27 protein-coding genes are annotated in these 26,118 nt (G+C 56.8%); 23 read left to right on the top strand and 4 right to left on the bottom strand.

What is annotated here, in order from left to right; genetic code table 11:
- Positions 1 to 9 precede the first annotated feature (9 nt).
- Both tkt and tal read right to left on the bottom strand, forming a co-directional pair.
- Positions 10 to 2,004, bottom strand: a complete 1,995-nt coding sequence (gene tkt / locus HVY19_RS14775) for a transketolase (RefSeq protein ID WP_181681296.1) — start codon at positions 2,002 to 2,004, stop codon at positions 10 to 12.
- Positions 2,005 to 2,024: 20 nt separating this feature from the next.
- Positions 2,025 to 2,975, bottom strand: a complete 951-nt coding sequence (tal, locus tag HVY19_RS14770) for a transaldolase (protein ID WP_181681295.1) — start codon at positions 2,973 to 2,975, stop codon at positions 2,025 to 2,027.
- A 275-nt stretch (positions 2,976 to 3,250) separates the two neighbouring features.
- Between tal and maeB the strand changes: the two genes are divergently transcribed.
- The 18 genes from maeB to eutR all read left to right on the top strand — a co-directional run bounded on the left by maeB (position 3,251) and on the right by eutR (position 20,484).
- Positions 3,251 to 5,530 carry an NADP-dependent oxaloacetate-decarboxylating malate dehydrogenase gene (gene maeB / locus HVY19_RS14765; RefSeq protein WP_181681294.1) on the top strand — a complete coding sequence of 760 codons (2,280 nt, stop codon included), beginning with the start codon at positions 3,251 to 3,253 and terminating at the stop codon, positions 5,528 to 5,530.
- Positions 5,531 to 5,689: 159 nt separating this feature from the next.
- The gene (gene eutS, locus HVY19_RS14760; RefSeq protein WP_012131326.1) at positions 5,690 to 6,025 is read left to right on the top strand and encodes an ethanolamine utilization microcompartment protein EutS; all 336 of its coding nucleotides are present in this window, start codon (positions 5,690 to 5,692) and stop codon (positions 6,023 to 6,025) included.
- A 12-nt stretch (positions 6,026 to 6,037) separates the two neighbouring features.
- On the top strand, positions 6,038 to 6,520 hold the full coding sequence (gene eutP / locus HVY19_RS14755; RefSeq protein WP_181681293.1) for an ethanolamine utilization acetate kinase EutP: 483 nt from the start codon (positions 6,038 to 6,040) through the stop codon (positions 6,518 to 6,520).
- Complete coding sequence (gene eutQ / locus HVY19_RS14750; RefSeq protein ID WP_181681292.1) at positions 6,495 to 7,184, top strand: ethanolamine utilization acetate kinase EutQ; 690 nt, start codon at positions 6,495 to 6,497, stop codon at positions 7,182 to 7,184. Before eutP ends, eutQ begins: the two co-directional genes overlap by 26 nt.
- Entirely contained in the window at positions 7,181 to 7,984 is an 804-nt protein-coding gene (eutT, locus tag HVY19_RS14745) for an ethanolamine utilization cob(I)yrinic acid a,c-diamide adenosyltransferase EutT (RefSeq protein ID WP_181681291.1), read from the top strand. Before eutQ ends, eutT begins: the two co-directional genes overlap by 4 nt.
- Complete coding sequence (gene pta, locus HVY19_RS14740; RefSeq protein ID WP_181681290.1) at positions 7,981 to 8,997, top strand: phosphate acetyltransferase; 1,017 nt, start codon at positions 7,981 to 7,983, stop codon at positions 8,995 to 8,997. The genes eutT and pta overlap by 4 nt, the downstream gene beginning before the upstream one ends.
- A 36-nt stretch (positions 8,998 to 9,033) precedes the next feature.
- Entirely contained in the window at positions 9,034 to 9,324 is a 291-nt protein-coding gene (gene eutM, locus HVY19_RS14735) for an ethanolamine utilization microcompartment protein EutM (protein ID WP_000387720.1), read from the top strand.
- A 107-nt stretch (positions 9,325 to 9,431) separates the two neighbouring features.
- Positions 9,432 to 9,719, top strand: coding sequence for an ethanolamine utilization microcompartment protein EutN (gene eutN / locus HVY19_RS14730; RefSeq protein WP_181681289.1), 288 nt, complete (start codon positions 9,432 to 9,434; stop codon positions 9,717 to 9,719).
- Between the two features lie 11 nt (positions 9,720 to 9,730).
- Positions 9,731 to 11,134, top strand: a complete 1,404-nt coding sequence (locus HVY19_RS14725; RefSeq protein ID WP_181681288.1) for an aldehyde dehydrogenase family protein — start codon at positions 9,731 to 9,733, stop codon at positions 11,132 to 11,134.
- Between the two features lie 9 nt (positions 11,135 to 11,143).
- Positions 11,144 to 11,983: an ethanolamine utilization protein EutJ gene (eutJ, locus tag HVY19_RS14720; protein WP_181681287.1), complete on the top strand. Its 840-nt coding sequence runs from the start codon at positions 11,144 to 11,146 to the stop codon at positions 11,981 to 11,983.
- Complete coding sequence (gene eutG / locus HVY19_RS14715) at positions 11,973 to 13,157, top strand: ethanolamine utilization ethanol dehydrogenase EutG (protein WP_181681286.1); 1,185 nt, start codon at positions 11,973 to 11,975, stop codon at positions 13,155 to 13,157. Before eutJ ends, eutG begins: the two co-directional genes overlap by 11 nt.
- 134 nt (positions 13,158 to 13,291) lie before the next feature.
- Positions 13,292 to 14,518, top strand: a complete 1,227-nt coding sequence (eutH, locus tag HVY19_RS14710) for an ethanolamine utilization protein EutH (RefSeq protein ID WP_181684293.1) — start codon at positions 13,292 to 13,294, stop codon at positions 14,516 to 14,518.
- On the top strand, positions 14,515 to 15,918 hold the full coding sequence (eutA, locus tag HVY19_RS14705; RefSeq protein ID WP_181681285.1) for an ethanolamine ammonia-lyase reactivating factor EutA: 1,404 nt from the start codon (positions 14,515 to 14,517) through the stop codon (positions 15,916 to 15,918). Before eutH ends, eutA begins: the two co-directional genes overlap by 4 nt.
- An 11-nt stretch (positions 15,919 to 15,929) precedes the next feature.
- On the top strand, positions 15,930 to 17,291 hold the full coding sequence (gene eutB / locus HVY19_RS14700) for an ethanolamine ammonia-lyase subunit alpha (protein ID WP_181681284.1): 1,362 nt from the start codon (positions 15,930 to 15,932) through the stop codon (positions 17,289 to 17,291).
- Between the two features lie 20 nt (positions 17,292 to 17,311).
- Positions 17,312 to 18,208 (top strand): ethanolamine ammonia-lyase subunit EutC, encoded by an 897-nt coding sequence (gene eutC, locus HVY19_RS14695; protein WP_181681283.1) that lies wholly within the window; start codon positions 17,312 to 17,314, stop codon positions 18,206 to 18,208.
- A gap of 9 nt (positions 18,209 to 18,217) precedes the next feature.
- The gene (gene eutL, locus HVY19_RS14690; protein WP_181681282.1) at positions 18,218 to 18,877 is read left to right on the top strand and encodes an ethanolamine utilization microcompartment protein EutL; all 660 of its coding nucleotides are present in this window, start codon (positions 18,218 to 18,220) and stop codon (positions 18,875 to 18,877) included.
- Positions 18,878 to 18,889: 12 nt separating this feature from the next.
- The gene (eutK, locus tag HVY19_RS14685) at positions 18,890 to 19,384 is read left to right on the top strand and encodes an ethanolamine utilization microcompartment protein EutK (RefSeq protein ID WP_181681281.1); all 495 of its coding nucleotides are present in this window, start codon (positions 18,890 to 18,892) and stop codon (positions 19,382 to 19,384) included.
- Positions 19,385 to 19,431: 47 nt separating this feature from the next.
- Positions 19,432 to 20,484, top strand: coding sequence for an HTH-type transcriptional regulator EutR (gene eutR, locus HVY19_RS14680; protein WP_181681280.1), 1,053 nt, complete (start codon positions 19,432 to 19,434; stop codon positions 20,482 to 20,484).
- 108 nt (positions 20,485 to 20,592) lie between these two features.
- On the opposite strand, the gene hemF is transcribed toward eutR, so the two are convergent.
- Both hemF and amiA read right to left on the bottom strand, forming a co-directional pair.
- Positions 20,593 to 21,492: an oxygen-dependent coproporphyrinogen oxidase gene (gene hemF, locus HVY19_RS14675; protein WP_181681279.1), complete on the bottom strand. Its 900-nt coding sequence runs from the start codon at positions 21,490 to 21,492 to the stop codon at positions 20,593 to 20,595.
- A gap of 2 nt (positions 21,493 to 21,494) precedes the next feature.
- The gene (gene amiA / locus HVY19_RS14670; RefSeq protein ID WP_181681278.1) at positions 21,495 to 22,364 is read right to left on the bottom strand and encodes an N-acetylmuramoyl-L-alanine amidase AmiA; all 870 of its coding nucleotides are present in this window, start codon (positions 22,362 to 22,364) and stop codon (positions 21,495 to 21,497) included.
- 212 nt (positions 22,365 to 22,576) lie between these two features.
- On the opposite strand from amiA, the gene HVY19_RS14665 reads away from it, so the two are divergent.
- The 5 genes from HVY19_RS14665 to ucpA all read left to right on the top strand — a co-directional run bounded on the left by HVY19_RS14665 (position 22,577) and on the right by ucpA (position 26,097).
- Entirely contained in the window at positions 22,577 to 23,002 is a 426-nt protein-coding gene (locus HVY19_RS14665; protein WP_181681277.1) for a GNAT family acetyltransferase, read from the top strand.
- Positions 22,989 to 23,438 (top strand): DUF2919 domain-containing protein, encoded by a 450-nt coding sequence (locus tag HVY19_RS14660; RefSeq protein WP_181681276.1) that lies wholly within the window; start codon positions 22,989 to 22,991, stop codon positions 23,436 to 23,438. The genes HVY19_RS14665 and HVY19_RS14660 overlap by 14 nt, the downstream gene beginning before the upstream one ends.
- A 60-nt stretch (positions 23,439 to 23,498) precedes the next feature.
- Positions 23,499 to 24,074, top strand: coding sequence for an RpoE-regulated lipoprotein (locus HVY19_RS14655; protein WP_181681275.1), 576 nt, complete (start codon positions 23,499 to 23,501; stop codon positions 24,072 to 24,074).
- A gap of 95 nt (positions 24,075 to 24,169) precedes the next feature.
- On the top strand, positions 24,170 to 25,069 hold the full coding sequence (yfeX, locus tag HVY19_RS14650; RefSeq protein WP_181681274.1) for a porphyrinogen peroxidase: 900 nt from the start codon (positions 24,170 to 24,172) through the stop codon (positions 25,067 to 25,069).
- A gap of 236 nt (positions 25,070 to 25,305) precedes the next feature.
- Positions 25,306 to 26,097, top strand: coding sequence for an SDR family oxidoreductase UcpA (gene ucpA, locus HVY19_RS14645; RefSeq protein ID WP_181681273.1), 792 nt, complete (start codon positions 25,306 to 25,308; stop codon positions 26,095 to 26,097).
- Positions 26,098 to 26,118: the final 21 nt, after the last annotated feature.

The following is a 26,118-nucleotide window of genomic DNA, read 5'->3' as shown; positions in this document are numbered from 1 at the left end:
CATCGGGCGCTAAACTTTCAACACGTTATGCGCTTTCTCAACGATATTCTCGATCGTAAAGCCAAAGAACGGGAACAGCTTCTCTGCCGGTGCGGATTCACCGTACCCGGTCATGCCGACAATTGCCCCCTTCAGTCCCACATACTTGTACCAATAGTCGGCAATGCCCGCTTCAACTGCCACGCGCGCGGTGACGTTTGACGGCAGCACAGACTCCCGATACGCCTCATCCTGAGCATCGAAGGTATCCGTCGATGGCAGAGACACCACGCGCACGCTATGGCCTTCACCGGTCAGTTTTTCCGCGGCCCCGAGCGTAATTTCCATCTCTGAACCGGTGGCGATCAGAATGATATCCGGTTTACCACCGCCGTCTTTCAGGATATATCCGCCGCGTGCGATTTCCTTCACCTGCTCCGGTGTGCGTTCCACCTGCGCGAGATTCTGCCTTGAGAGGATCAGCGCAGTCGGGCCGTTATGACGCTCGATTGCCAGCTTCCAGCCGACCGCCGCTTCAACTTGGTCACACGGTCGCCAGGTGCTGAAATTTGGCGTTAAGCGCAGGCTCGCCAACTGCTCCACCGCCTGGTGCGTCGGGCCATCTTCCCCAAGACCAATGGAGTCGTGGGTATACACCATGATTTGCCGTGCCTTCATCAGCGCCGCCATGCGCGCGGCGTTACGCGCATACTCGACAAACATCAGGAAGGTGGCGGTATAAGGGACAAAACCCCCGTGATGGGCGATACCGTTGGCGATGGCCGTCATACCGAATTCGCGCACGCCATAGTGGATGTAATTCCCTGCGAGGTCTTCTTTCAGTGAGGTGGATCCTTTCCAGATGGTCAGGTTGCTTGGCGCCAGGTCCGCTGAGCCGCCTAATAGCTCTGGCAGCAGCGGACCATAAGCGTTAAGGGTATTCTGCGAGGCTTTGCGGGTGGCAATTTTGGCCGGATTAGCCTGCAATTCGTTGATGTATTTCTGCGTGGTTTTTTCCCACTCTTTCGGCAGGCCGCCGCTCATCCGGCGGGTAAACTCTGCCGCCAGATCGGGATAGGCCTCCTCATAAGCGGCGAATTTCTCCTTCCAGCGCTGCTGCGCTTTTTCACCTTTCTCGCGAGCATCCCACGCGCGATAGATCTCTTTCGGCACCTCGAATGCCGGGTGGTGCCAGCCCAGTTTCTGTCGGGTGAGCGCCACTTCTTCTTCCCCCAGCGCTGCACCGTGCGCTTCTTCTTTACCCGACTTGTTTGGCGAACCAAAGCCGATAACCGTGCGGCAGATAATCAGGGAGGGTTTGTCTTTAACGCTCTGAGCTTCCTCAATGGCTTTTTTCACAGCTTCCGGGTCGTGGCCGTCAATCTCATGCACCACATGCCAGTGATAGGCTTCAAAGCGTTTGGCGGTATCATCGGTGAACCAGCCTTCGGTTTCACCATCAATGGAGATCCCGTTGTGATCGTAAAAACCGATCAGTTTACCCAGCCCCAGCGTCCCCGCCAGTGAGCAGACCTCGTGTGAAATCCCTTCCATCAGACAACCGTCGCCCATAAACACATAGGTGTAGTGATCGACAATTTCATGGTCCGGCTGGTTAAACTGCGCCGCCAGCGTTCGCTCGGCTATCGCCAGACCGACGGCATTTGCCAGCCCCTGACCGAGCGGTCCGGTGGTCGTTTCGACGCCGGGCGTATAGCCAATTTCCGGGTGTCCTGGCGTTTTGGAATGCAACTGGCGGAAGTTTTTCAGCTCCTCAATGGGTAGGTCATAACCCGACAGGTGAAGCAGGCTATAAAGCAGCATAGAGGCGTGACCGTTTGAAAGAATAAAACGGTCGCGGTCGTACCAGGTGGGATCGGTCGGGTTATGGCGGAGAAAATCGTTCCACAGGACTTCGGCGATATCCGCCATCCCCATCGGTGCGCCCGGGTGGCCGGAATTGGCTTTTTGAACGGCGTCCATACTGAGCGCGCGAATGGCATTGGCAAGGTCTTTACGGGACATAAAAAGCTCCATGGCAAGGTTTAGAGTTTGGCAGCAAGCAGGTCTTCCAGTTTGCGTTGGTCAACAGCGAACAGGCGGATGCCGTCAGACAGTTTTTCAACCGCCATTGCGTCCTGGTTATGTTCCCAACGGAATTCAGCTTCAGTCATTGGCGTTGGGCGTGGGAACGTGTGTGAAGAAGGCACCAGCTTGCGTACCACTGGCTCTTCTTTTTCCTGCAGTTCTTTCAGTAGATTAGGGGCAATCGTCAGACGATCGCAGCCCGTCAGCGCGAGGATCTGTCCGGTGCGGCGGAAGCTGGCACCCATGACGATGGTGTCATAGCGATGCTGTTTAAAGTAATCGTAGATATTACGTACCGACTTAACGCCCGGATCTTCCTCTACCACATACGGATCCATCGGGCTGCGTGTCTGGTACCAGTCATAAATGCGCCCCACAAACGGGGAGATCAAAAAGACACCGGCTTCCGCGCAGGCACGTGCCTGAGCAAAGGAGAACAACAGCGTCAGGTTGCAGTGGATCCCCTCTTTTTCCAGCGTTTCCGCTGCACGAATCCCTTCCCAGGTGGAGGCTAACTTAATCAAAATGCGTGATTTATCGATGCCCTGCTGTTGGTACAGGTCAACCAGGTGGCGGGCTTTCTCAATGCTCTTTTCTTTATCGAAAGAAAGGCGTGCATCGACTTCGGTCGATACGCGACCGGGGATACTTTTCAGAATTTCCGCACCAAAATTCACTGCCAGTTTGTCACAGGCTTCGGCAACCTGTTGTTCCTGGGTTTGACCGTGTTTTTTCCCCCACTGGATGGCGTCATCAATCAGGTGACCGTAGTGCTCCAGCGCAGCCGCTTTCAGTAGCAGCGAAGGGTTGGTGGTGGCGTCTTCGGGTTGGTAATGACGAATAGACTCAATATCGCCACTGTCTGCCACCACAGTGGTGAATTGTTTGATGCCGTCTAGCTGGTTCATAGGAAATACTCCTTGAAAAGTAAAGTGTTAGATGAGTGCGTTAATTCACACTTCTGGAAAATTCAGGCGCTGCATAACAAAAAAGCATAGCAGACAGGCATGGTATTGCTGGCTTAAGCAGGTAACATGGATGTTATGAGTTGATTACGAATTCTTTATTGGAATTGTCAGAGTTTGGGGATGTTCAAAGTTTGTGTCGCGCGGGAAGGTGATAATGTGCGGCGCACTCAACTGCCGCGTCACTTTTTTGATAGATACGTGAAAGGAACAATAAGATGGATGACCAGTTAAAACAAAGCGCCCTTGATTTCCACGAGTTTCCGGTACCGGGTAAAATCCAGGTTTCTCCCACCAAGCCTCTCGCTACGCAGCGCGATCTGGCGCTGGCCTACTCGCCGGGCGTTGCGGCGCCTTGCCTTGAAATCGAAAAAGATCCGCTGGCGGCGTACAAATACACCGCGCGCGGCAACCTTGTCGCGGTGATCTCCAACGGTACGGCGGTGCTGGGCTTAGGCAATATCGGGGCGCTGGCGGGCAAACCGGTCATGGAAGGTAAGGGCGTTTTGTTTAAAAAGTTCGCCGGAATTGATGTCTTCGATATCGAAGTCGATGAACTCGACCCGGATAAATTTATCAACGTGGTTGCCGCGCTGGAGCCGACGTTCGGCGGGATCAACCTCGAAGACATTAAAGCGCCTGAGTGTTTCTACATTGAGCAGAAGCTGCGCGAGCGCATGAACATCCCGGTTTTCCACGACGACCAGCACGGCACCGCGATCATCAGTACGGCCGCTGTTCTGAATGGCCTGCGGGTGGTGGAAAAGAATATCTCCGACGTGCGGATGGTGGTTTCCGGCGCGGGCGCAGCGGCCATCGCCTGTATGAACCTGCTGGTGGCGCTCGGAATGCAGAAGCACAACATCGTGGTCTGCGACTCAAAAGGGGTGATCTACAAAGACCGTGAGCCAAACATGGCGGAAACCAAAGCGGCCTACGCGGTTGTCGATGACGGCAAACGCACGCTGGATGACGTTATCGAAGGTGCGGATATTTTCCTCGGCTGCTCTGGACCGAAAGTGCTGACCCCTGAGATGGTCAAGAAAATGGCCCGTGCGCCAATGATTCTGGCACTGGCAAACCCGGAACCTGAAATCCTGCCGCCGCTGGCAAAAGCCGTGCGTCCCGACGCCATTATCTGTACCGGTCGTTCAGACTATCCGAACCAGGTGAACAACGTGCTGTGCTTCCCGTTCATCTTCCGTGGCGCGCTGGACGTTGGTGCAACGGCAATCAACGAAGAGATGAAGCTGGCAGCGGTTCACGCCATTGCCGAACTGGCGCACGCCGAACAGAGCGAAGTCGTAGCCTCGGCCTATGGCGATCAGGATCTGAGCTTCGGCGCGGAGTACATCATTCCTAAGCCGTTCGACCCGCGTCTTATCGTCAAAATCGCCCCTGCGGTGGCCAAAGCGGCGATGGATTCCGGCGTGGCAACGCGCCCGATTGCCGACTTCGACGCCTACATCGATAAGCTGACGGAGTTTGTCTATAAAACTAACCTGTTCATGAAGCCCATTTTCTCGCTGGCGCGTAAAGCGCCGAAGCGCGTGGTGCTGCCGGAAGGGGAAGAGGCGCGCGTACTGCACGCCACGCAGGAGCTGATCACGCTGGGTCTGGCGAAGCCGATTCTGATTGGTCGTCCGAGCGTGATCGAGATGCGCATCCAGAAGCTGGGACTACAGATCAAAGCGGGTGTCGATTTTGAGATCGTCAATAATGAATCCGATCCGCGCTTTAAAGAGTACTGGAGCGAGTATTACCAGATCATGAAGCGTCGCGGCATTACGCAGGAGCAGGCTCAGCGCGCGGTGATCGCTAACACCACGGTGATTGGCGCGATCATGGTGCAGCGTGGCGAAGCCGATGCGATGATCTGCGGTACCATTGGTGACTACCATGAGCATTTCAGCGTGGTGAAAGAGGTCTTTGGCTACCGCGACGGCGTTCATACCGCCGGGGCAATGAACGCGCTGCTGCTGCCGAGCGGCAACACCTTTATCGCGGACACCTACGTCAACGACGATCCAACCCCGGACGAACTGGCAGAAATCGCCGTGATGGCGGCGGAAACCGTGCGTCGTTTTGGTATCGAACCGAGAGTCGCGCTGCTGTCGCATTCCAACTTTGGTTCGTCCAACGGTCCTTCCGCCAGCAAAATGCGCGCCGCGCTGGAACTTATCAAAATGCGTGCGCCTGAGTTGATGATCGATGGTGAAATGCATGGTGATGCTGCGCTGGTGGAAAGCATACGGAATGATCGGATGCCGGACAGCCCGCTGAAGGGCTCTGCCAATATTCTGGTAATGCCAAATATGGAAGCCGCGCGTATTAGTTACAACTTGCTGCGCGTTTCCAGCTCCGAAGGGGTAACGGTTGGCCCGGTACTGATGGGCGTCGCAAAACCGGTACACGTATTAACGCCGATCGCCTCTGTTCGTCGAATCGTTAATATGGTGGCGCTGGCGGTAGTGGAAGCGCAAACTCAACCGTTGTAATCCAGGTTTTATTTATTCCAGCGCGGGATTCTCCCGCGCTTTTTTATTTCCCCTTTCTAAGTGATCTACTTCACCTTTTAAATCACCTTGCCGAATTTTGTTATTTACTCTGACAAAAAATTGCCACGATAAGCTCAGTCTCAGTACAGGCGGTGGCAAATGGATAAAGAACGCATCATTCAGGAATTTGTGCCGGGCAAACAGGTCACGCTGGCGCATCTCATTGCGCATCCGGGCGAAGAGTTGGCGAAAAAGATCGGCGTTCCCGAAGCCGGGGCCATCGGTATTATGACGCTGACGCCCGGTGAAACCGCAATGATTGCGGGCGATCTGGCGATGAAGGCCGCCGATGTGCATATCGGTTTTCTCGACCGGTTCAGTGGTGCGCTGGTGATCTACGGCTCCGTCGGCGCAGTAGAGGAAGCCTTATTACAGACAGTCAGCGGTCTTGGGCGTTTATTAAATTTCACATTGTGCGAGCTAACAAAAAGCTAATTCGGAGTGCGTATGAAACGTATTGCGTTCGTTGGCACCGTCGGCGCGGGAAAAACAACCCTTTTTAATGCGCTACAGGGTAATTATTCCCTCGCCAGAAAAACGCAGGCCGTGGAGTTTAATGAAAATGGCGATATTGATACACCTGGGGAATATTTCAGCCATCCCCGTTGGTACCACGCCTTAATTACCACGTTGCAGGATGTAGATACGTTGATTTATGTCCATGCCGCAAATGACCAACAAAGTCGTTTACCTGCCGGGCTGCTGGATATTGGCACGCGTAAACGACATATCGCCGTTATCAGTAAAACGGACATGCCGGATGCCGATGTCGCTGCAACACGGCAATTACTGCGGGAAACAGGTTTTCATGAGCCGATCTTCGCGCTCAACAACCATGACCCACAAAGCGTGCAGTGCTTAATCAACTATCTGGCAACGCTCACCGAACAGGAGGAAGGGGCAGGTGAAAAAACTCATTACAGCAAATGATATTCGTGCGGCGCACGCACAAGGCGAACAGGAAATATCGGTTGTTTTGCGTGCCAGCATCATTACTCCGGAAGCACGCGAGGTCGCGGAGCTACTGGGCATCACCCTCGTGGAATGCGACGAAACTACACCGGCAGCAGCGCGCGGCGATGAGGGCAAAACCGAAACCCAGCGCATCCGTGAAACCATTATCGCCCAGCTGCCGGAAGGCCAGTTTACCGAGAGCCTGGTCGCGCAGTTGATGGACAAGGTGATGAAGGAGAAAGCGTCACTGGAGCAGGGCGGAATGCAGCCTGGTTTCAGATCGGTGACCGGTAAAGGCGGGATCAAAGTTGTCGATGGCAGCAGCGTCAAGTTTGGCCGTTTCGACGGTGCCGAGCCGCACTGTGTGGGCTTAACCGATCTGGTGACCGAACAGGACGGCAGCAGCATGGCCGCCGGGTTTATGCAGTGGGATAACGCCTTTTTCCCATGGACGCTGAACTATGACGAAATCGACATGATCCTGGAAGGCGAGCTGCACGTGCGTCATGAAGGGGAAACGATGATTGCCAAAGCCGGGGACGTGATGTTTATCCCGAAAGGCTCCAGCATTGAATTCGGTACGCCGTCGACCGTGCGCTTTCTCTACGTGGCATGGCCGGCAAACTGGCAATCGGTATGAAAGATTTCATCACCGAAGCGTGGCTCAGAGCGAACCATACGCTCAGCGAGGGAGCAGAAATACATCTCCCCGCCGACGCCCGCCTGACGCCTTCTGCCAGGGAGTTGCTGGAAGGTCGCCGCCTGCGCATCAAGTTTCTTGATGAACAGGGCCGTCTGTTTGTCGATGACGAACAGCAGCAGCCGCAGCCGGTACACGGTTTAACCAGTAGCGACAGCCATCCGCAGGCCTGCTGCGAACTGTGCCGCCAGCCGGTAGCGAAAAAGCCCGACACCCTGACCCATTTAACCGCCGACAAAATGGTCGCCAAGAGCGACCCGCGCCTCGGCTTTCGTGCCGCGCTGGACAGCACTATCGCGCTGGCGGTGTGGCTGCAAATCGAGCTGGCGGAGTCCTGGCAGCCGTGGCTGGCGGATATTCGTTCGCGGCTGGGCAACATTATGCGTGCTGATGCCATGGATGAGCCGCTGGCGGCGCAGGCAATTGTCGGGCTTTGCGAAGACGATCTGCACCGGCTGTCTCATCAGCCGCTGCGCTATCTCGATCACGATCATCTGGTGCCGGAAGCGAGCCACGGCCGTGATGCCGCGCTGCTGAATCTGCTGCGTACCAAAATTCGCGAGACGGAAACGATCGCCGCTCAGGTGTTCATCACCCGCAGCTTCGAGGTGTTGCGCCCTGACATCATGCAGGCGCTGAACCGCCTTTCCAGCGCGGTCTACGTGATGATGATTCTCTGTGTCACGAAACGTCCGCTCACCGTCAGCCAGATCCAACAGCGACTGGGAGGTGAACAATGATTATTGAACGCGCCCGCCAGCTTGCCCAGAGCGCTCCGGCGCGGGTGGTCTTTCCGGACGCCTTAGACGAGCGCGTGCTGAAGGCCGCGCACTATCTGCAACAGCATAAGCTGGCGCGTCCCATTCTGGTGGCCAGTCCGTTTGCTCTGCGCCAGTTCGCGCTTAGTCATCGTATCGCGCTGGACGGGATTCAGGTCATCGACCCGCACAGCAACGTGGCGATGCGTGAGGCGTTCGCCCAGCGCTGGCAGGCGCGTGCAGGCGAGAAAACACCGCCGGATGCCGTTGAAAAACTCAACGACCCGCTGATGTTTGCCGCGGCAATGGTCAGCGCGGGCAGCGCTGACGTCTGTATCGCGGGCAACCTTTCTTCGACCGCCAACGTGCTGCGTGCAGGTTTGCGCATTATCGGGCTCCAGCCGGGCTGCAAAACGCTGTCCTCCATTTTTCTCATGTTGCCGCAGTACGTCGGCCCAGCGTTAGGGTTTGCCGACTGTAGCGTGGTGCCGCAGCCGACGGCGGCGCAGTTGGCGGATATCGCTATCGCCAGCGCTGATACCTGGAGCGGGATTACCGGAGAAGAGCCGCGGGTGGCGATGCTGTCGTTCTCAAGCAACGGCAGCGCCCGTCATCCCAACGTCGCGAACGTTCAGCAGGCGACGGAGATTGTCCGTGAACGCGCACCCCAGCTCATCGTCGACGGCGAGCTGCAGTTTGATGCCGCCTTCGTGCCGGAGGTGGCTGCACAAAAAGCCCCCGCCAGTCCGCTACGCGGTAACGCCAACGTGATGGTCTTTCCATCGCTGGAGGCAGGAAATATTGGCTACAAGATCGCCCAGCGTCTCGGGGGCTATCGCGCGGTCGGGCCTCTGATTCAGGGGCTTGCCGCACCGCTTCATGACCTTTCCCGAGGCTGTAGCGTACAGGAAATTATCGAACTGGCGTTGGTGGCATCTGTGCCGCGCCAGACTGACATGAGCCGCGAACGCGACTCGCAAACCCTGGTTGTATAAACGGTCCCGTTCTGGACCCCATGAGAGGAAAACACAATGGAAGCATTAGGAATGATTGAAACGCGGGGCCTGGTTGCGCTGATTGAGGCCTCAGATGCGATGGTCAAAGCCGCACGCGTGAAGCTGGTTGGTGTGAAGCAGATTGGCGGCGGTCTGGTGACTGCCATGGTTCGCGGTGATGTTGCAGCGTGCAAAGCAGCCACCGATGCAGGCGCCGCCGCCGCTCAGCGTATTGGTGAGCTGGTTTCTGTGCACGTCATCCCGCGTCCGCACGGCGATCTGGAAGAGGTTTTCCCGATCAGCTTCAAAGGCGACAGCAACATCTAAGCAGGACTCGTGGTGCCGGATGGCGCTGCGCTTATCCGGCCTACGGTTCGGATTTTGTAGGCCGGATAAGGCGCAAAGCGCCGCCATCCGGCAATGAGGAGGCGGGAATGAAACTGGCAGTCGTCACAGGACAAATCGTTTGCACCGTACGTCATCAGGGACTGGCGCATGACAAATTGCTGATGGTGCAAATGATCGACGCCGAGGGCAACCCGGACGGGCAGTGCGCCGTCGCCATCGACAGCATTGGCGCAGGTACCGGCGAATGGGTGCTGCTGGTGAGCGGCAGCTCGGCGCGTCAGGCGCACCGCAGCGAGGCATCTCCTGTCGATCTCTGCGTGATTGGCATCGTCGATGAAGTGGTGGCTGGCGGACAGGTGATTTTCCACAAATAGGACTGAACATCATGAATCAACAGGATATTGAACAGGTGGTAAAAGCGGTGCTGCTGAAAATGAAAGACAGCAGTCAGCCTGTGGCTGCCGTTCATGACATGGGCGTTTTTGCCTCCCTCGATGATGCGGTAGCGTCAGCCAAAGTCGCTCAGCAGGAACTGAAAAGCGTGGCAATGCGCCAGCTTGCTATCCATGCGATCCGTGAAGCGGGCGAAAAACACGCCAGAGAATTAGCGGAACTTGCCGTCACTGAAACCGGCATGGGACGCGTTGAAGATAAATTTGCCAAAAACGTGGCGCAGGCGCGCGGCACGCCGGGCGTGGAGTGTCTCTCCCCGCAGGTATTGACCGGCGATAACGGCCTGACGCTGATAGAAAACGCGCCGTGGGGCGTGGTGGCGTCAGTTACGCCGTCCACCAACCCGGCGGCCACGGTGATCAATAACGCGATCAGCCTGATTGCGGCGGGAAACAGCGTCGTCTTCGCTCCGCATCCGGCGGCGAAAGGCGTTTCACAGCGCGCGATCACGCTGCTTAACCAGGCCATCGTCGCGGCCGGCGGCCCGGAGAACCTGCTGGTGACCGTTGCCAACCCGGATATCGAAACCGCACAGCGGCTGTTTAAGTATCCCGGCATTGGCCTGCTGGTGGTGACCGGCGGCGAAGCGGTCGTTGACGCGGCCCGTAAGCATACCAACAAACGCCTGATTGCGGCAGGTGCCGGTAACCCGCCGGTGGTGGTCGATGAAACCGCCGACCTGGCGCGTGCCGCAGAGTCCATCGTTAAAGGTGCATCGTTTGATAACAACATCATTTGTGCCGACGAAAAGGTGCTGATTGTCGTCGACAGCGTCGCCGACGAACTGATGCGTCTAATGGAAGGCCTGCAGGCGGTGAAACTGACCGCCGCGCAGGCGGAACAGCTTCAGCCAGTTCTGCTGAAAAAGATCGATGAGCACGGCAAAGGCACCGTCAGTCGCGACTGGGTCGGTCGCGACGCGGCGAAAATTGCCGCCAGTATTGACCTTAACGTCCCGCCGCAAACCCGTTTGCTGTTTGTTGAAACGCCGGCAAAGCATCCCTTTGCCGTTACCGAACTGATGATGCCGGTCCTGCCGGTGGTGCGGGTAGCAAACGTTGACGAGGCGATTGCGCTGGCGGTTCAGCTAGAAGGCGGTTGTCACCATACGGCGGCGATGCACTCCCGCAATATCGACAACATGAACCGGATGGCGAACGCCATTGATACCAGCATCTTCGTTAAAAACGGCCCCTGCATTGCCGGGCTTGGACTCGGCGGTGAAGGCTGGACCACCATGACCATCACCACGCCAACGGGAGAAGGGGTGACCAGTGCGCGTACGTTCGTCCGCCTGCGTCGCTGTGTGCTGGTGGATAGTTTCAGAATTGTATAAGGGATAAACATGGCGCACGACGAACAACGCTGGCTCACGCCGAGGCTGCAAAAAGCCGCAGAACTCTGCAATCAGTCGCCTGCCGCGAGCGAATCCGCACTGTGGCTGGGGGTGGATTTAGGCACCTGTGATGTGGTGTCGATGGTGGTCGACGGCGACGCGCAGCCGGTTGCGGTATGCCTTGACTGGGCCGACGTCGTGCGTGACGGCATCGTTTGGGATTTCTTCGGTGCAGTCACCATCGTGCGCCGCCATCTCGATACGCTGGAGCAACAGCTTGGCTGTCGCTTTACCCATGCGGCGACGTCGTTCCCGCCAGGAACCGACCCGCGTATCTCTATTAACGTGCTGGAGTCCGCCGGGCTGGAGGTGAGCCACGTGCTGGACGAACCGACCGCCGTGGCGGATCTGCTACAGCTGGATAACGCGGGTGTGGTGGATATTGGCGGCGGCACCACCGGGATCGCCATCGTCAAACAGGGCAAGGTGACCAGGTCCGCCGATGAAGCGACAGGTGGGCATCATATCTCTCTGACGCTGGCTGGAAACCGCCGCATCTCACTGGAAGAGGCGGAGCAGTACAAGCGCAGCAACGCGCAGGAAATCTGGCCGGTGGTGAAGCCGGTCTACGAAAAAATGGCGGAGATCGTCGCCCGTCATATTGCCGGGCAAGGCATTGCCCACTTATGGCTGGCGGGCGGTTCCTGTATGCAGCCGGGCGTGGACGATCTGTTTCGCAAACGCTTCCCGGAATTGCAGGTGCATTTACCCCGTCACAGCCTGTTTATGACACCGCTGGCGATCGCCAACAGCGGGAAAGAGAAAGCGGAGGGAATCTATGCAAGCTGATCTGCAGACGGCGCTCTTTCAGGCATTCGACACCCTGAATCTGCAACGGGTAAAAACCTTTAGCGTACCGCCAGTAACGCTATGCGGGCTGGGGGCGCTTAGCACCTGCGGACAGGAAGCGCGGGCGCGTGGGCTGACGCATCTGTTTGTCATGGTCGATAGCTTCCTGCACCAGGCGGGAATGACCGCACCGCTTGAGCGTAGCCTGGCGATGAAGGGCGTGGCGATGACGGTCTGGCCGTGTCCGATGGGCGAGCCGTGCATTACCGATGTGTGCGCTGCGGTGGCGCAGTTGCGCGAGTCGCAGTGTGATGGCGTGGTGGCCTTCGGCGGCGGTTCAGTGCTGGATGCGGCCAAAGCCGTTGCGCTGCTCGTCACCAACCCCGATCACACGCTGGCGCAGATGACAGAACAGAGCATATTGCGTCCGCGCCTGCCGCTAATTGCGGTGCCGACTACGGCGGGAACCGGCTCAGAAACCACCAACGTCACGGTGATTATTGACCCAGCTACCGGACGCAAGCAGGTGCTGTCACACCCGACGCTGATGCCGGATGTGGCGATTCTTGACGCGGCGCTGACCGAAGGCGTACCGCCGCACGTTACGGCCATGACCGGCATTGATGCGCTGACCCATGCCGTCGAGGCGTACAGCGCACTAAATGCCTCCCCGTTTACCGACAGCCTGGCGATTGGCGCGATTGCGATGATCGGCAAAGCGTTGCCGAAAGCGGTGGGCTACGGCCATGACCTTGCAGCGCGTGAAAGCATGCTGCTCGCCTCCTGCATGGCAGGAATGGCCTTTTCCAGTGCAGGTCTGGGGCTGTGTCATGCCATGGCGCATCAGCCAGGCGCGGCGCTGCACATCCCGCACGGCCAGGCGAACGCCATGCTGTTGCCGACGGTAATGGGGTTTAACCGCCTGGTGTGTCGCGAGCGCTTCGGGCAGATCGGGCGGGCGCTGATCAATAAAAAAGCGGATGACCGTGATGCCATCAGCGCAGTGAGCGAACTGATCGGTGAAGTGGGGCTGACAAAGCGGCTCACCGACGTTGGCGCAACGCCTGCGCATTACAGCGGCTGGGCACAGGCCGCGCTGGTTGATATTTGTTTACGCAGCAACCCACGAACCGCCACGCAGGAACAGATTATCGACCTGTACGCGGCGGCATAACAAAGCAGGATGTAGGCCGGATAAGGCGAAGCCGCCATCCGGCAATGACGAATGAAGCTGTTTTAATGCCGGATGGCGACGCTGGCGCGTCTTATCCGGCCTACAAATTGCGTCTGGCAAATGGAGATAAGGCTATGGGAATTAACGAAATCATCATGTACATCATGATGTTCTTTATGCTGATTGCCGCCGTGGACAGGATCCTGTCGCAGTTCGGCGGGTCGGCGCGCTTCCTCGGTAAATTCGGTAAGAGCATCGAGGGATCGGGCGGCCAGTTTGAAGAAGGCTTTATGGCGATGGGCGCACTCGGGCTGGCCATGGTCGGGATGACGGCGCTGGCGCCGGTGATGGCGAAGCTGCTCGGCCCGGTCATCATTCCACTGTATGAAATGCTCGGCGCGAACCCGTCGATGTTCGCCGGAACGCTGCTGGCCTGCGATATGGGCGGCTTCTTCCTCGCCAAAGAGCTGGCAGGTGGCGATGTCGCAGCGTGGCTATACTCTGGGTTAATCCTGGGCTCAATGATGGGGCCGACCATCGTTTTCTCCATCCCGGTGGCGCTGGGGATCATCGAACCTTCTGACCGCCGCTATCTGGCGCTCGGCGTGCTGGCCGGTATTGTTACGATCCCCATCGGCTGTATCGCCGGCGGTCTGGTCGCGATGTACTCCGGCGTTCAAATTAACGGCCAGCCGGTGGAATTTACCTTCGCGCTGATCCTGATGAATATGATTCCGGTGCTTATCGTCGCTGTGCTGGTGGCGCTGGGGCTGAAGTTCATTCCGGAAAAAATGATTAACGGCTTCCAGATCTTCGCCAAGTTCCTTGTGGCATTGATCACGATTGGTCTGGCCGCTGCGGTGATCAAATTCCTGCTCGGTTGGGAACTGATCCCCGGTCTGGATCCCATCTTTATGGCCCCTGGCGATAAGCCCGGCGAAGTGATGCGCGCCATTGAAGTGATCGGTTCTATCTCCTGCGTGCTGCTCGGTGCCTATCCGATGGTGCTGCTGTTGACCCGCTGGTTTGAAAAACCGCTGATGCGCGTTGGCAACGTATTGAAAATCAACAATATGGCGGCCGGTGGAATGGTTGCAACGCTGGCAAATAACATCCCGATGTTCGGCATGATGAAGCAGATGGATACGCGTGGCAAAGTGATTAACTGCGCTTTCTCCGTCTCCGCCGCTTTTGCGTTGGGCGACCATTTAGGCTTCGCGGCGGCCAACATGAGCGCCATGATTTTCCCGATGATCGTCGGCAAGCTGATTGGCGGTGTGACAGCCATTGGCGTGGCAATGATGCTGGTGCCAAAAGATGAAAACGTCCCGGCAGAAACCGAAGCGGAGGCGCAATCGTGAACACTCGCCAGCTATTGAGCGTGGGTATTGATATTGGCACCACCACCACTCAGGTGATCTTCTCACGCCTTGAGCTGGTTAACCGTGCGGCAGTGTCGCAGGTGCCACGTTACGAATTCATCAAACGCGAAATTAGCTGGCAAAGTCCGGTCTTCTTTACCCCCGTCGATAAGCAGGGCGGGCTGAAAGAGGCCGAACTGAAGGCGTTAATTCTGACGCAGTACCAGGCAGCAGGCGTCGCCCCTGAAACGGTGGACTCCGGGGCCATCATCATTACCGGCGAGAGTGCGAAAACCCGCAACGCGCGTCCGGCGGTGATGACGCTCTCCCAGTCGCTCGGTGACTTTGTGGTCGCCAGTGCCGGGCCGCATCTGGAGTCGGTGATTGCCGGTCACGGCGCGGGCGCACAAACCCTCTCCGAGCAGCGGATGTGCCGGGTATTGAATATCGACATCGGCGGCGGTACCTCGAACTACGCCCTGTTTGAGGCCGGGAAAGTCAGCGGCACCGCCTGCCTGAACGTCGGCGGACGACTGCTGGAAACGGACGGGCAGGGGCGAGTGGTTCATGCGCATCAACCGGGACAGCAGATTGTTGACGAGGTGTTTGGTCCTGGCACGGATGCCCGTGCGCTCACCATTGCACAGCTTGGACAGGTGGCACAGCGGATGGCGCAGCTCATTGTTGAAGTGCTTGAAGGCACGCTTTCGCCGCTGGCGCAGAGCCTGATGCAAACGGCATTGCTTCCCGCAGGCGCAAAACCGAATGTGATTACGCTTTCCGGCGGCGTGGGGGAGTGCTACCGCAATCAGCCAGCCGATCCGTTCTGCTATGCGGATATAGGTCCGCTGCTGGCAACGATGCTGCATGAGCATCCGCGCCTGCGTGAGATGAACGTGCAGTTTCCGGCGCAGACCGTGCGCGCCACGGTGATTGGTGCTGGGGCACATACGCTGTCGCTTTCTGGCAGCACCATCTGGCTTGAAGGCGTTCAGCTACCGCTGCGCAATTTACCAGTAGCCATCCCACAAAATGACGGAGATCTGGTCAGCGCGTGGCAGCAGGCGCTGACGCAACTCGATCTGGACCCGCAAACGGACGCTTACGTACTGGCGCTTCCCGCCACGCTTCCCGTGCGTTACGCCGCAATACTTTCGGTCATCGACGCGCTGACCGCTTTCGTCGCGCGTTTTCCCAATCCACATCCCCTGCTGGTGGTGGCCGAGCAGGATTTTGGTAAAGCCCTGGGCATGTTATTGCGCCCACAGTTACAGCAACTCCCGCTGGCGGTTATCGACGAGGTTTCCGTGCATGCGGGGGACTATATCGACATTGGTACGCCTCTTTTTGGCGGATCGGTTGTGCCGGTGACGGTGAAATCACTCGCATTTCCTTCCTGAGGGAACGACTTATGAAACTAAAGACCACATTGTTCGGCAATGTTTATCAGTTTAAGGATGTAAAAGAGGTACTGGCAAAAGCCAACGAACTGCGTTCGGGGGATGTGCTGGCGGGCGTCGCGGCGCAAAGTTCGCAAGAGCGCGTGGCGGCAAAGCAGGTGCTGTCAGAAATGACGGTAGCGGACATTCGCAACAACCCGGTGATCTCCTATGAAGAGGACTGCGTCACGCGTCTGATTCAGGACGATGTCAACGAAACCGCCTATAACCGCATCAAAAACTGGAGCATCAGCGAGCTGCGCGAGTATGTGCTGAGCGATGAAACCTCCGTTGACGATATCGCCTTTACCCGCAAAGGGTTGACCTCGGAAGTGGTGGCGGCGGTGGCCAAAATCTGCTCTAACGCGGATTTGATCTACGGCGGCAAGAAAATGCCGGTGATTAAAAAGGCCAACACCACAATTGGTCTTCCGGGCACCTTCAGCTGCCGCCTGCAGCCGAACGATACCCGTGACGACGTGCAGAGTATCGCCGCACAGATCTACGAAGGGCTTTCCTTCGGCGCAGGTGATGCGGTTATTGGCGTTAACCCGGTCACTGACGACGTGGAAAACTTAAGCCGCGTGCTGGATACCGTGTACGGCGTCATCGACAAATTTAACATTCCGACCCAGGGCTGCGTACTGGCGCACGTGACCACCCAGATCGAAGCGATTCGTCGCGGCGCGCCGGGGGGGCTGATCTTCCAGAGCATCTGCGGCAGCGAGAAGGGCTTAAAAGAGTTCGGCGTTGAGCTGGCAATGCTCGACGAAGCGCGCGCGGTAGGGGCGGAGTTTAACCGCATCGCGGGCGAAAACTGCCTGTACTTTGAAACCGGGCAGGGTTCAGCGCTCTCCGCTGGGGCAAACTTCGGTGCCGATCAGGTGACGATGGAAGCGCGTAACTACGGGCTGGCGCGGCACTACGATCCGTTCCTCGTGAACACCGTGGTGGGCTTTATCGGACCCGAGTATCTCTACAACGACCGCCAGATCATTCGTGCGGGCTTAGAAGATCACTTTATGGGCAAGCTGAGTGGCATCTCAATGGGTTGCGACTGCTGCTACACCAACCACGCCGACGCCGATCAGAACCTCAACGAAAACCTGATGATTCTGCTCGCCACCGCGGGCTGTAACTACATCATGGGCATGCCGCTCGGCGACGACATCATGCTCAACTATCAAACCACCGCCTTCCACGATACCGCGACCGTGCGCCAGTTGCTGAATCTGCGTCCGTCGCCGGAGTTTGAACGCTGGCTGGAGACGATGGGCATTATGGCTAATGGTCGTCTGACCAAACGGGCGGGCGATCCGTCACTGTTCTTCTGATGACGCGGGGATGACAAAACATGGATCAAAAACAGATTGAAGAAATTGTACGCAGCGTGATGGCGTCAATGGGACAGGACGTGCCGCAACCCGCCGCATCGTCAGCGCAGGGATGTAGCAAGCCGCAGTGCGCGACGCCCTCAGCAGGTGAAAGCTGTGCGGTGGATTTAGGCTCTGCCGAAGCAAAAGCGTGGATTGGCGTTGAGAATCCACATCGTGCGGATGTTCTGACCGAACTTCGCCGCAGCACCGCCGCACGCGTTTGCACCGGTCGTGCCGGTCCGCGTCCGCGTACCCAGGCGCTGCTGCGCTTTTTGGCTGACCATTCACGCTCCAAAGACACCGTTCTGAAAGAGGTGCCGGAAGAGTGGGTAAAAGCGCAGGGACTGCTGGAAGTTCGCTCAGAAATCAGTGACAAAAATCTTTACCTCACGCGCCCGGATCTGGGGCGCCGTCTGAGCCAGGAAGCCATCGACGCGCTGAAATCGCAGTGCGTGATGAACCCGGATGTGCAGGTGGTGGTGTCCGATGGCCTGTCAACGGATGCCATTACCGCCAACTACGAAGAGATCTTGCCACCGCTGCTCGCCGGGCTGAAACAGGCCGGGCTGAAGGTCGGGACGCCATTCTTCGTGCGCTATGGTCGCGTGAAGATTGAAGATCAGATCGGCGAAACCCTCGGCGCGAAGGTGGTGATCCTGCTGGTGGGTGAACGTCCGGGGCTGGGGCAATCAGAAAGTCTCTCCTGCTATGCGGTGTACTCACCGCGCGTGGCAACTACCGTCGAGGCCGACCGCACCTGTATTTCCAATATCCATCAGGGCGGTACGCCACCGGTAGAAGCGGCAGCCGTTATCGTCGATTTGGCCAAACGCATGCTGGAGCAGAAGGCGTCCGGCATCAACATGACCCGTTAAGGAGGCATTATGCCAGCTTTAGATTTGATTCGACCCTCGGTCACCGCGATGCGGGTGATAGCCTCCGTGAACGACGGGTTTGCACGCGAACTTAAATTACCGCCGCATATTCGTAGCCTCGGTCTTATCACGGCAGACTCTGATGACGTGACGTATATTGCCGCAGACGAAGCGACAAAACAGGCAATGGTGGAAGTGGTGTATGGCCGTTCACTGTACGCAGGGGCGGCCCACGGGCCGTCACCGACCGCCGGTGAAGTGCTGATCATGCTGGGTGGACCGAACCCGGCAGAAGTTCGCGCCGGTCTGGACGCTATGGTTGCGCACATTGAAAACGGTGCAGCCTTCCAGTGGGCAAACGATGCACAGGACACGGCGTTTCTGGCGCACGTCGTATCGCGTACCGGTTCTTACCTCTCGTCTACTGCAGGTATTCCGTCTGGCGATCCGATCGCTTACCTGGTCGCCCCGCCGCTGGAAGCCACGTTTGGCATTGATGCGGCGATGAAGTCAGCCGACGTTCAACTGGTGACCTATGTGCCGCCGCCGTCTGAAACCAACTATTCGGCAGCGTTTTTGACCGGAAGCCAGGCCGCCTGTAAAGCCGCCTGCAACGCCTTTACCGACGCGGTTCTGGATATCGCCCGTAACCCTATTCAGCGCGCGTAACGGAGGCTTGCGATGATCAATGCACTGGGGTTACTGGAAGTAGAAGGGATGGTCGCCTCCGTCGATGCGGCGGATGCGATGCTTAAAGCCGCCAACGTTAATTTGCTGAGTCATGAAGTGCTCGACCCTGGCAAGGTGACGCTGGTGGTTGAAGGCGATCTGGCGGCATGCCGTGCGGCGCTGGATGCCGGAAGCGCCGCGGCTCAGCGCACCGGGCGCGTCATCAGCCGTAAAGAAATCGGTCGTCCGGATGAGGATACCCAGTGGCTGATCGGCGGTTTTAAGCGAGCGATGAAGCAGCCCGAGCCGCAGCCGAGAACGGCGGTGCCGTCTGAAGAGGCCGACGCGCTGCTGGCACAGCTCGCCACCACCCGTCAGGGCATGACGGCAGGGGAGGTTGCGGCGCATTTTGGCTGGCCGCTGGAGCAGGCCAGAAGTGCGCTGGAACAACTCTTTACGGACGGGACGTTGCGTAAACGCAGTAGTCGCTATCGCTTAAAAAATTAACCAGTCGGAGGTGCCGGGTGTGATTATCGCACCCGGCGTAAAAGATCATGAAAAAGACCCGAACTGCAAATCTGCACCATCTTTATCATGAAGCGTTACCCGAAGACGTTAAACTTACGCCGTTGGTTGAAGTGGATAACGTTCACCATCGACGAACCTCGGATGTTTACGAGCACGCCCTGACGATTACCGCCTGGCAGCAAATTTACGATCAGCTGCACCCGGGAAAGTTTCACGGCGAGTTTACGGAAATTCTGCTTGATGATATTCAGGTATTTCGTGAATACACCGGGCTGGCGCTGCGCCAGTCGTGCCTGGTGTGGCCGAACTCGTTTTGGTTTGGCATTCCGGCCAGGCGTGGCGAACAAGGGTTTATTGGTGCGCAATGTCTGGGCAATGCTGAAATTGCCACCCGCCCTGGCGGAACGGAGTTCGAACTCAGTACGCCGGATGATTACACCATTCTTGGCGTGGTGATTTCGGAGGAGGTCATTACGCGACAGGCGCAGTTTTTACATAATCCGGAGAGAGTGCTGCATATGCTGCGCAACCAGTCGGCGCTGGAAGTGAAAGAGCAGCACAAGGCGGCGCTGTGGGGATTCGTTCAGCAGGCGCTGGCGACCTTCAGTGAGAACCCGGAAAATCTTCGCCAACCCGCAGTGCGTAAGGTGTTGGGGGATAATTTGCTGCTGGCGATGGGGACGATGCTGGAAGACGCTCAGCCATTCAGTACGCCAGAAAGCATCAGCCATCAGGGCTATCGTAAGCTGCTGTCACGGGCGCGGGAATATGTGCTGGAAAACATGTCAGAGCCGCTGACGGTGCTCGATCTCTGTAATCAACTGCACGTGAGTCGGCGCACACTACAGAATGCTTTTCATGCCATCCTCGGTATTGGCCCTAACGCGTGGCTGAAACGCATTCGTCTGAATGCGGTACGCCGGGAATTGATCAGCCCCTGGTCGCAAAGTTCAACGGTCAAGGATGCGGCGATGCAGTGGGGATTCTGGCATTTGGGGCAGTTTGCCACGGATTACCAGCAGCTGTTTGCCGAGAAACCGTCGCTGACGCTGCACCAACGAATGCGCCAGTGGATGTAGGATTGGCGACTGATGCCGGATGGCGTCGCATTCGCGTCTTATCCGGCCACAAATCGCACCAATATTGTAGGCCGGATAAGGCGTTAGCCGCCATTCAGAAGTGCGTCATCACACCCAGTCACGAACCTTGATAAACTCACTGAGCGCCGCTTCCGGGCTGCCGTCTTCCGGCTGATAGTCATACTCCCAACGCACCAGCGGCGGCATCGACATCAGAATCGATTCGGTGCGCCCGCCGGTCTGTAAGCCAAACAGCGTGCCGCGATCCCAGACCAGATTAAACTCCACATAGCGGCCGCGACGATACAACTGGAAATCGCGTTCGCGCTCGCCCCATGCCATTTCTTTACGGCGCTCAACAATCGGCAGATAAGCGTTCGTATACCCCTCGCCGACCGCCTGCATAAAGGCAAAGCAGTGGTCAAAATCCGGGGTATTCAGATCGTCAAAAAACAGTCCGCCAATGCCGCGCTGCTCGTTGCGGTGCTTCAGAAAGAAATAGTCGTCGCACCACTTTTTATAGCGAGAGTAGACATCTTCGCCAAACGGCTGACAGAGATCGCGCGCCGTCTGGTGCCAGTGAACGGCATCCTCTTCGAAACCATAATAAGGCGTCAGGTCAAAACCACCGCCAAACCACCAGACCGGATCGGCACCCGGTTTTTCGGCAATAAAGAAACGCACGTTGGCGTGGCTGGTGGGAATGTAGGGATTAAGCGGATGCACCACCAGCGAAACGCCCATCGCTTCAAAGCTGCGCCCTGCCAACTCCGGGCGATGCGCCGTAGCAGAGGCTGGCATGGCGTCACCGTGGACGTGAGAGAAATTGACGCCCGCCTGTTCAAAAATACCCCCGTTGCGCAGTACCCGACTACGACCGCCGCCGCCCGCCTCACGCTGCCAGCTATCCTCAACAAATCCAGCTCCGTCAATAGCTGTAAGCTGCTGGCAGATGTCATCCTGCAGGGCTAAAAGGAACTGTTTTACGCGCTGTGCATCGGGTTTCATGATTAACGTTTCTTCGAATGGGCTTTTTGGTTATCAAACCAGTGAAAATAGCTCACGACGCCGTTGGCGATGGCGGTCGCAATTTTTTGCCGGAATGCGGTGGTGCCCAGCAGACGCTCTTCTTCCGGGTTGGTGATAAACGAGGTTTCCACCAGCACCGAGGGAATTGAAGGTGATTTTAGCACCACAAAGGCCGCCTGTTCCGTTGAACGGCTGTGCAACTTGTGTACCGGCTTGATCTTCTTAAGAATGTGCGATCCCAGCGTCAGGCTGTTCTTAATCGTGTCAGTCTGCACCAGATCGAAAAGCACTTGCTGTAGCAGATGGTCTTTGTCGGTCGCTTTTTTCCCGGCGACTTCGTCGGCGCGGTTTTCGCGATCTGACAGATATTTCGCCATGGCGCTACTGGCCCCGCGATTGGAAAGCGCGAAGACCGACGCGCCCGCAGCGTTGGGGTTAGTAAATCCATCTGCGTGAATGGACATAAACAGATCGGCACCGTGCTTATGGGCGATCTCGACGCGGTCGTATAAGGGGATGAAGGTATCGCCTGAACGCGTCAACCGACAGTCGATTCCCTGGCTGCGCAGGATAGAACGGACATTTTTGGCTATCGCCAGTACAACGTGTTTCTCTTTAGAGCCGTTACGACCAATCGCGCCGGTGTCAATACCGCCGTGGCCGGGATCCAGTACCACAATCCGCTTACCGCCTGATTTCTTCCTGGCAGGCTGGCTGTGGCCATTGCTGGTTTTCAAAGGCGCTTCTTTTGCTGTGGCGTTCAACATCCCGGTTAAAGTCAGCGCAGCCAGTCCGGCTTTCAGCACCTGGCGGCGCGATGTGAGAGTTTTTAGGGGTTTAAAAGTACTCATACGGCCTGAATGGTAAAATAATCGTTCGAATAGGTTATATCGTATCGCGTATTCCGTTACGACGCTTGTTGTTGAGAATTACTTTGCTTTTCATTTCAATACGTAACAATTGCCTATTATGCCATTTTTTTCGCCGTTTCGCGTCAGATATTGGCTAATTCAATGGTTCGCGCCATAATCACTATTTTTAGGGCTAAAAGGGTCTGAATACCATGGAGATACGCGTATTTCGCCAGGAAGATTTCGAAGAGGTGATCACCCTCTGGGAGCGCTGCGATCTGCTGCGTCCATGGAATGACCCGGAGATGGATATCGAGCGCAAGCTCCATCACGACGTCAGCCTGTTTCTCGTGGCGGAAGTGAGCGGGGAGGTGGTTGGCACGGTGATGGGCGGATACGACGGCCATCGTGGTTCAGCCTATTATCTCGGCGTTCACCCGGAATTTCGCGGCCGTGGTATCGCCAATGCGCTGCTGAACCGACTGGAGAAGAAACTCATCGCGCGCGGCTGTCCAAAGATTCAAATTATGGTGCGCGAAGATAACGACGTGGTATTAGGTATGTATGAGCGACTCGGTTACGAACACTCCGATGCGCTGAGCCTGGGTAAGCGCTTGATTGAAGATGAAGAGTACTGAGTTTCACCCGTCCGATTATGACGCTCACGGACATTTGCGCCTGCCGCTGCTGTTCTGGCTGGTGCTGTTGCTCCAGGCGAGGACCTGGGTGCTGTTTGTCATTGCCGGTTCTTCACGCGAGCAGGGCAATACGCTGCTTAATCTGTTCTATCCCGATCACGATAACTTCTGGCTGGGGTTGATTCCTGGCGTTCCGGCGGTGCTGGCTTTCCTGCTCAGCGGTCGTCGACATGCTTTTCCTGCGGCCTGGCGCGCGCTTCGTCTGATATTAATTCTGGCCCAGGCGGTGCTCCTTGGCTGGCAAATTGTGCTTTGGCTGAAAGGTGAGCCGGTGAGCGGCATCAGTCTTTCGCTGGTGGTGGCGGATATCGTGGCACTCATTTGGCTGCTGACGAATCGTCGGTTACGCGCCTGCTTCGCCATGGATAAAGATTAACGGCACTTTTTGGCGAACCCGGACTCCAAGCAACGTTGATTATTAAAGAAAGGAAGTGAGATGAAATCGCTGCGTTTGACTTTATGTGCACTGCCGCTGGCGCTAACCGGTTGTTCGACGCTCTCGTCTGTGAACTGGTCTGCCGCGAATCCGTGGAACTGGTTTGGTTCATCAACCGAAGTCACAGAGCAGGGCGTCGGGGGATTAACGGCAGCGACGCCGCTGGATGAACAGGCCATTAATGACGCTTTGGGCGGCGACTACCGCCTGCGCAGCGGCATGAAAACCGCTAACGGTAACGTTGTGCGCTTTTTTGAGGCGATGAACGACGACAAAGTGGCACTGATTATCAACGGCGAGCAGGGCACCATTAGCCGTATCGATGTTCTCGACAGCGATATCCCCTCTGAAGCCGGTGTAGAGGTCGGCACCCCATTCAGCGATCTTTACAGTAAAGCGTTTGGCAACTGCCAGCCTGCCACCGACGCCGACAGCGTGGCGGTGGAGTGTAAAGCCGAAGGCAGCCAGCATATTAGCTATCTCTTTACCGGAGAGTGGAAGGGACCAGAAGGGCTAATGCCATCTGATGATGCCCTGAAAGCGTGGACTGTGAGCAAGATTATCTGGCGTCGTTAATTTGCGTCTGAACAAACCGCAGCGCGTAAAAACAGGGTAAAATAGCCTCCATCAATGCCACGATTGCGTGGCATTCTCATTTTTCAGGAGGAACGATGTCTCAGGTTCAGAGTGGCATTTTGCCAGAACATTGCCGCGCGGCGATTTGGATTGAAGCTAACGTTAAAGGCGACGTTGACGCCCTGCGTGCGGCCAGCAAAATTTTTGCCGATAAGCTGGCAACCTTCGAAGCAAAATTCCCCGATGCACATCTCGGCGCGGTTGTCGCCTTCGGCAACACAACCTGGCGCGCATTGAGCGGCGGAGTGGGTGCTGAAGAACTCAAAGACTTTGTCCCTTATGGCAAAGGCCTGGCACCGGCAACCCAGTACGATGTGCTGATCCATATCCTTTCTCTGCGTCACGATGTGAACTTCTCCGTTGCGCAGGCAGCGATGGAAGCCTTTGGCGACTGCATTGACGTTCAGGAAGAGATTCATGGCTTCCGCTGGGTGGAAGATCGTGACCTCAGTGGCTTCGTTGACGGCACGGAAAACCCGGCGGGCGAAGAGACGCGTCGCGAAGTGGCGGTCATTAAAGAGGGCGTGGATGCGGGCGGTAGCTACGTTTTCGTGCAGCGTTGGGAGCACAACCTGAAGCAACTCAACCGCATGAGCATTCACGATCAGGAGATGATGATCGGACGTACCAAAGAAGCCAACGAAGAGATCGATGGCGATGAACGTCCGGTGACCTCGCACCTGAGCCGTGTTGATCTTAAAGAAGACGGCAAAGGGCTGAAAATTGTCCGTCAGAGCCTGCCGTACGGCACGGCCAGCGGTACCCACGGGCTTTACTTCTGCGCCTACTGCGCGCGTCTGCACAATATTGAACAGCAACTGCTGAGCATGTTTGGTGATACCGATGGTAAACGCGACGCCATGCTGCGCTTCACGAAGCCGGTGACGGGCGGCTATTACTTTGCACCGTCTCTGGATCGTCTGCTGGCGCTGTAATTTTAGAGTGCCGGATAACCGGTCGACAAAAACTGATCCGTAGGTCCGGTAAGCGCAGTGCCACCGGGCAAAAAATCGCCCAAAAAGGTCATTATTCTAACGCCCCGTCTCTCGGGGCGTTTTTTTACCTAAGATTTACCTTAATTAGTGAGCTATTCCTCAGCACTTATCTGTTTTTACTGTATTTTCAACATGAGTGGAGTGTGAGACTTCATATTCACAAGGAGAGCATTGAAATGGGTAAACTCACGGGCAAAACAGCACTGATTACGGGCGCATCAAAAGGCATCGGCGAAGGCATCGCCAGAGTATTTGCCCGCCACGGTGCAAACTTAATCTTGCTGGATATCTCCGATGAGATTGAAAAGCTGGCGGACGAACTGGGTGGGCGCGGTCATCGCTGTACGGCGGTACTTGCAGATGTCAGAGACTATGGCTCCGTCGTGGCGGCAGTGAAAAAAGCAAAAGAGAGTGAAGGGCGTATTGATATTCTGGTCAATAACGCCGGAGTCTGTCGGTTAGGCAACTTCCTCGACATGAGCGATGAAGATCTCGACTTCCACCTGGATGTGAATATCAAAGGCGTATGGAACGTGACGAAAGCCGTTCTGCCAGAGATGATCAAGCGTAAAGATGGGCGCATTGTGATGATGTCATCGGTCACCGGTGATATGGTCGCCGATCCAGGTGAAACCGCTTACGCCCTGACGAAAGCGGCTATTGTTGGCCTGACCAAATCACTGGCGGTGGAATATGCACAGTCAGGTATTCGCGTGAATGCGATCTGTCCGGGCTATGTGCGTACGCCGATGGCAGAAAGCATCGCCGCGCAGTCTAATCCGGCCGATCCGGAATCAGTACTGAGCGAGATGGCGAAGGCGATCCCTATGCGTCGCCTGGCCAATCCGCTGGAAGTAGGCGAACTGGCCGCATTCCTCGCTTCTGACGAGTCCAGCTACCTCACCGGTACGCAAAACGTGATCGACGGCGGTAGCACTTTGCCAGAAAGCGTCAGCGTCGGCATCTGATCGACGACAGCCCCTTCGGAT

It is taken from the genome of Citrobacter sp. RHB25-C09, assembly GCF_013836145.1.
Lineage (GTDB): Bacteria > Pseudomonadota > Gammaproteobacteria > Enterobacterales > Enterobacteriaceae > Citrobacter_A.
The sequence above is the reverse complement of the archived record's forward strand: the minus strand, read 5'-3'. Positions and strand labels throughout refer to the sequence as shown.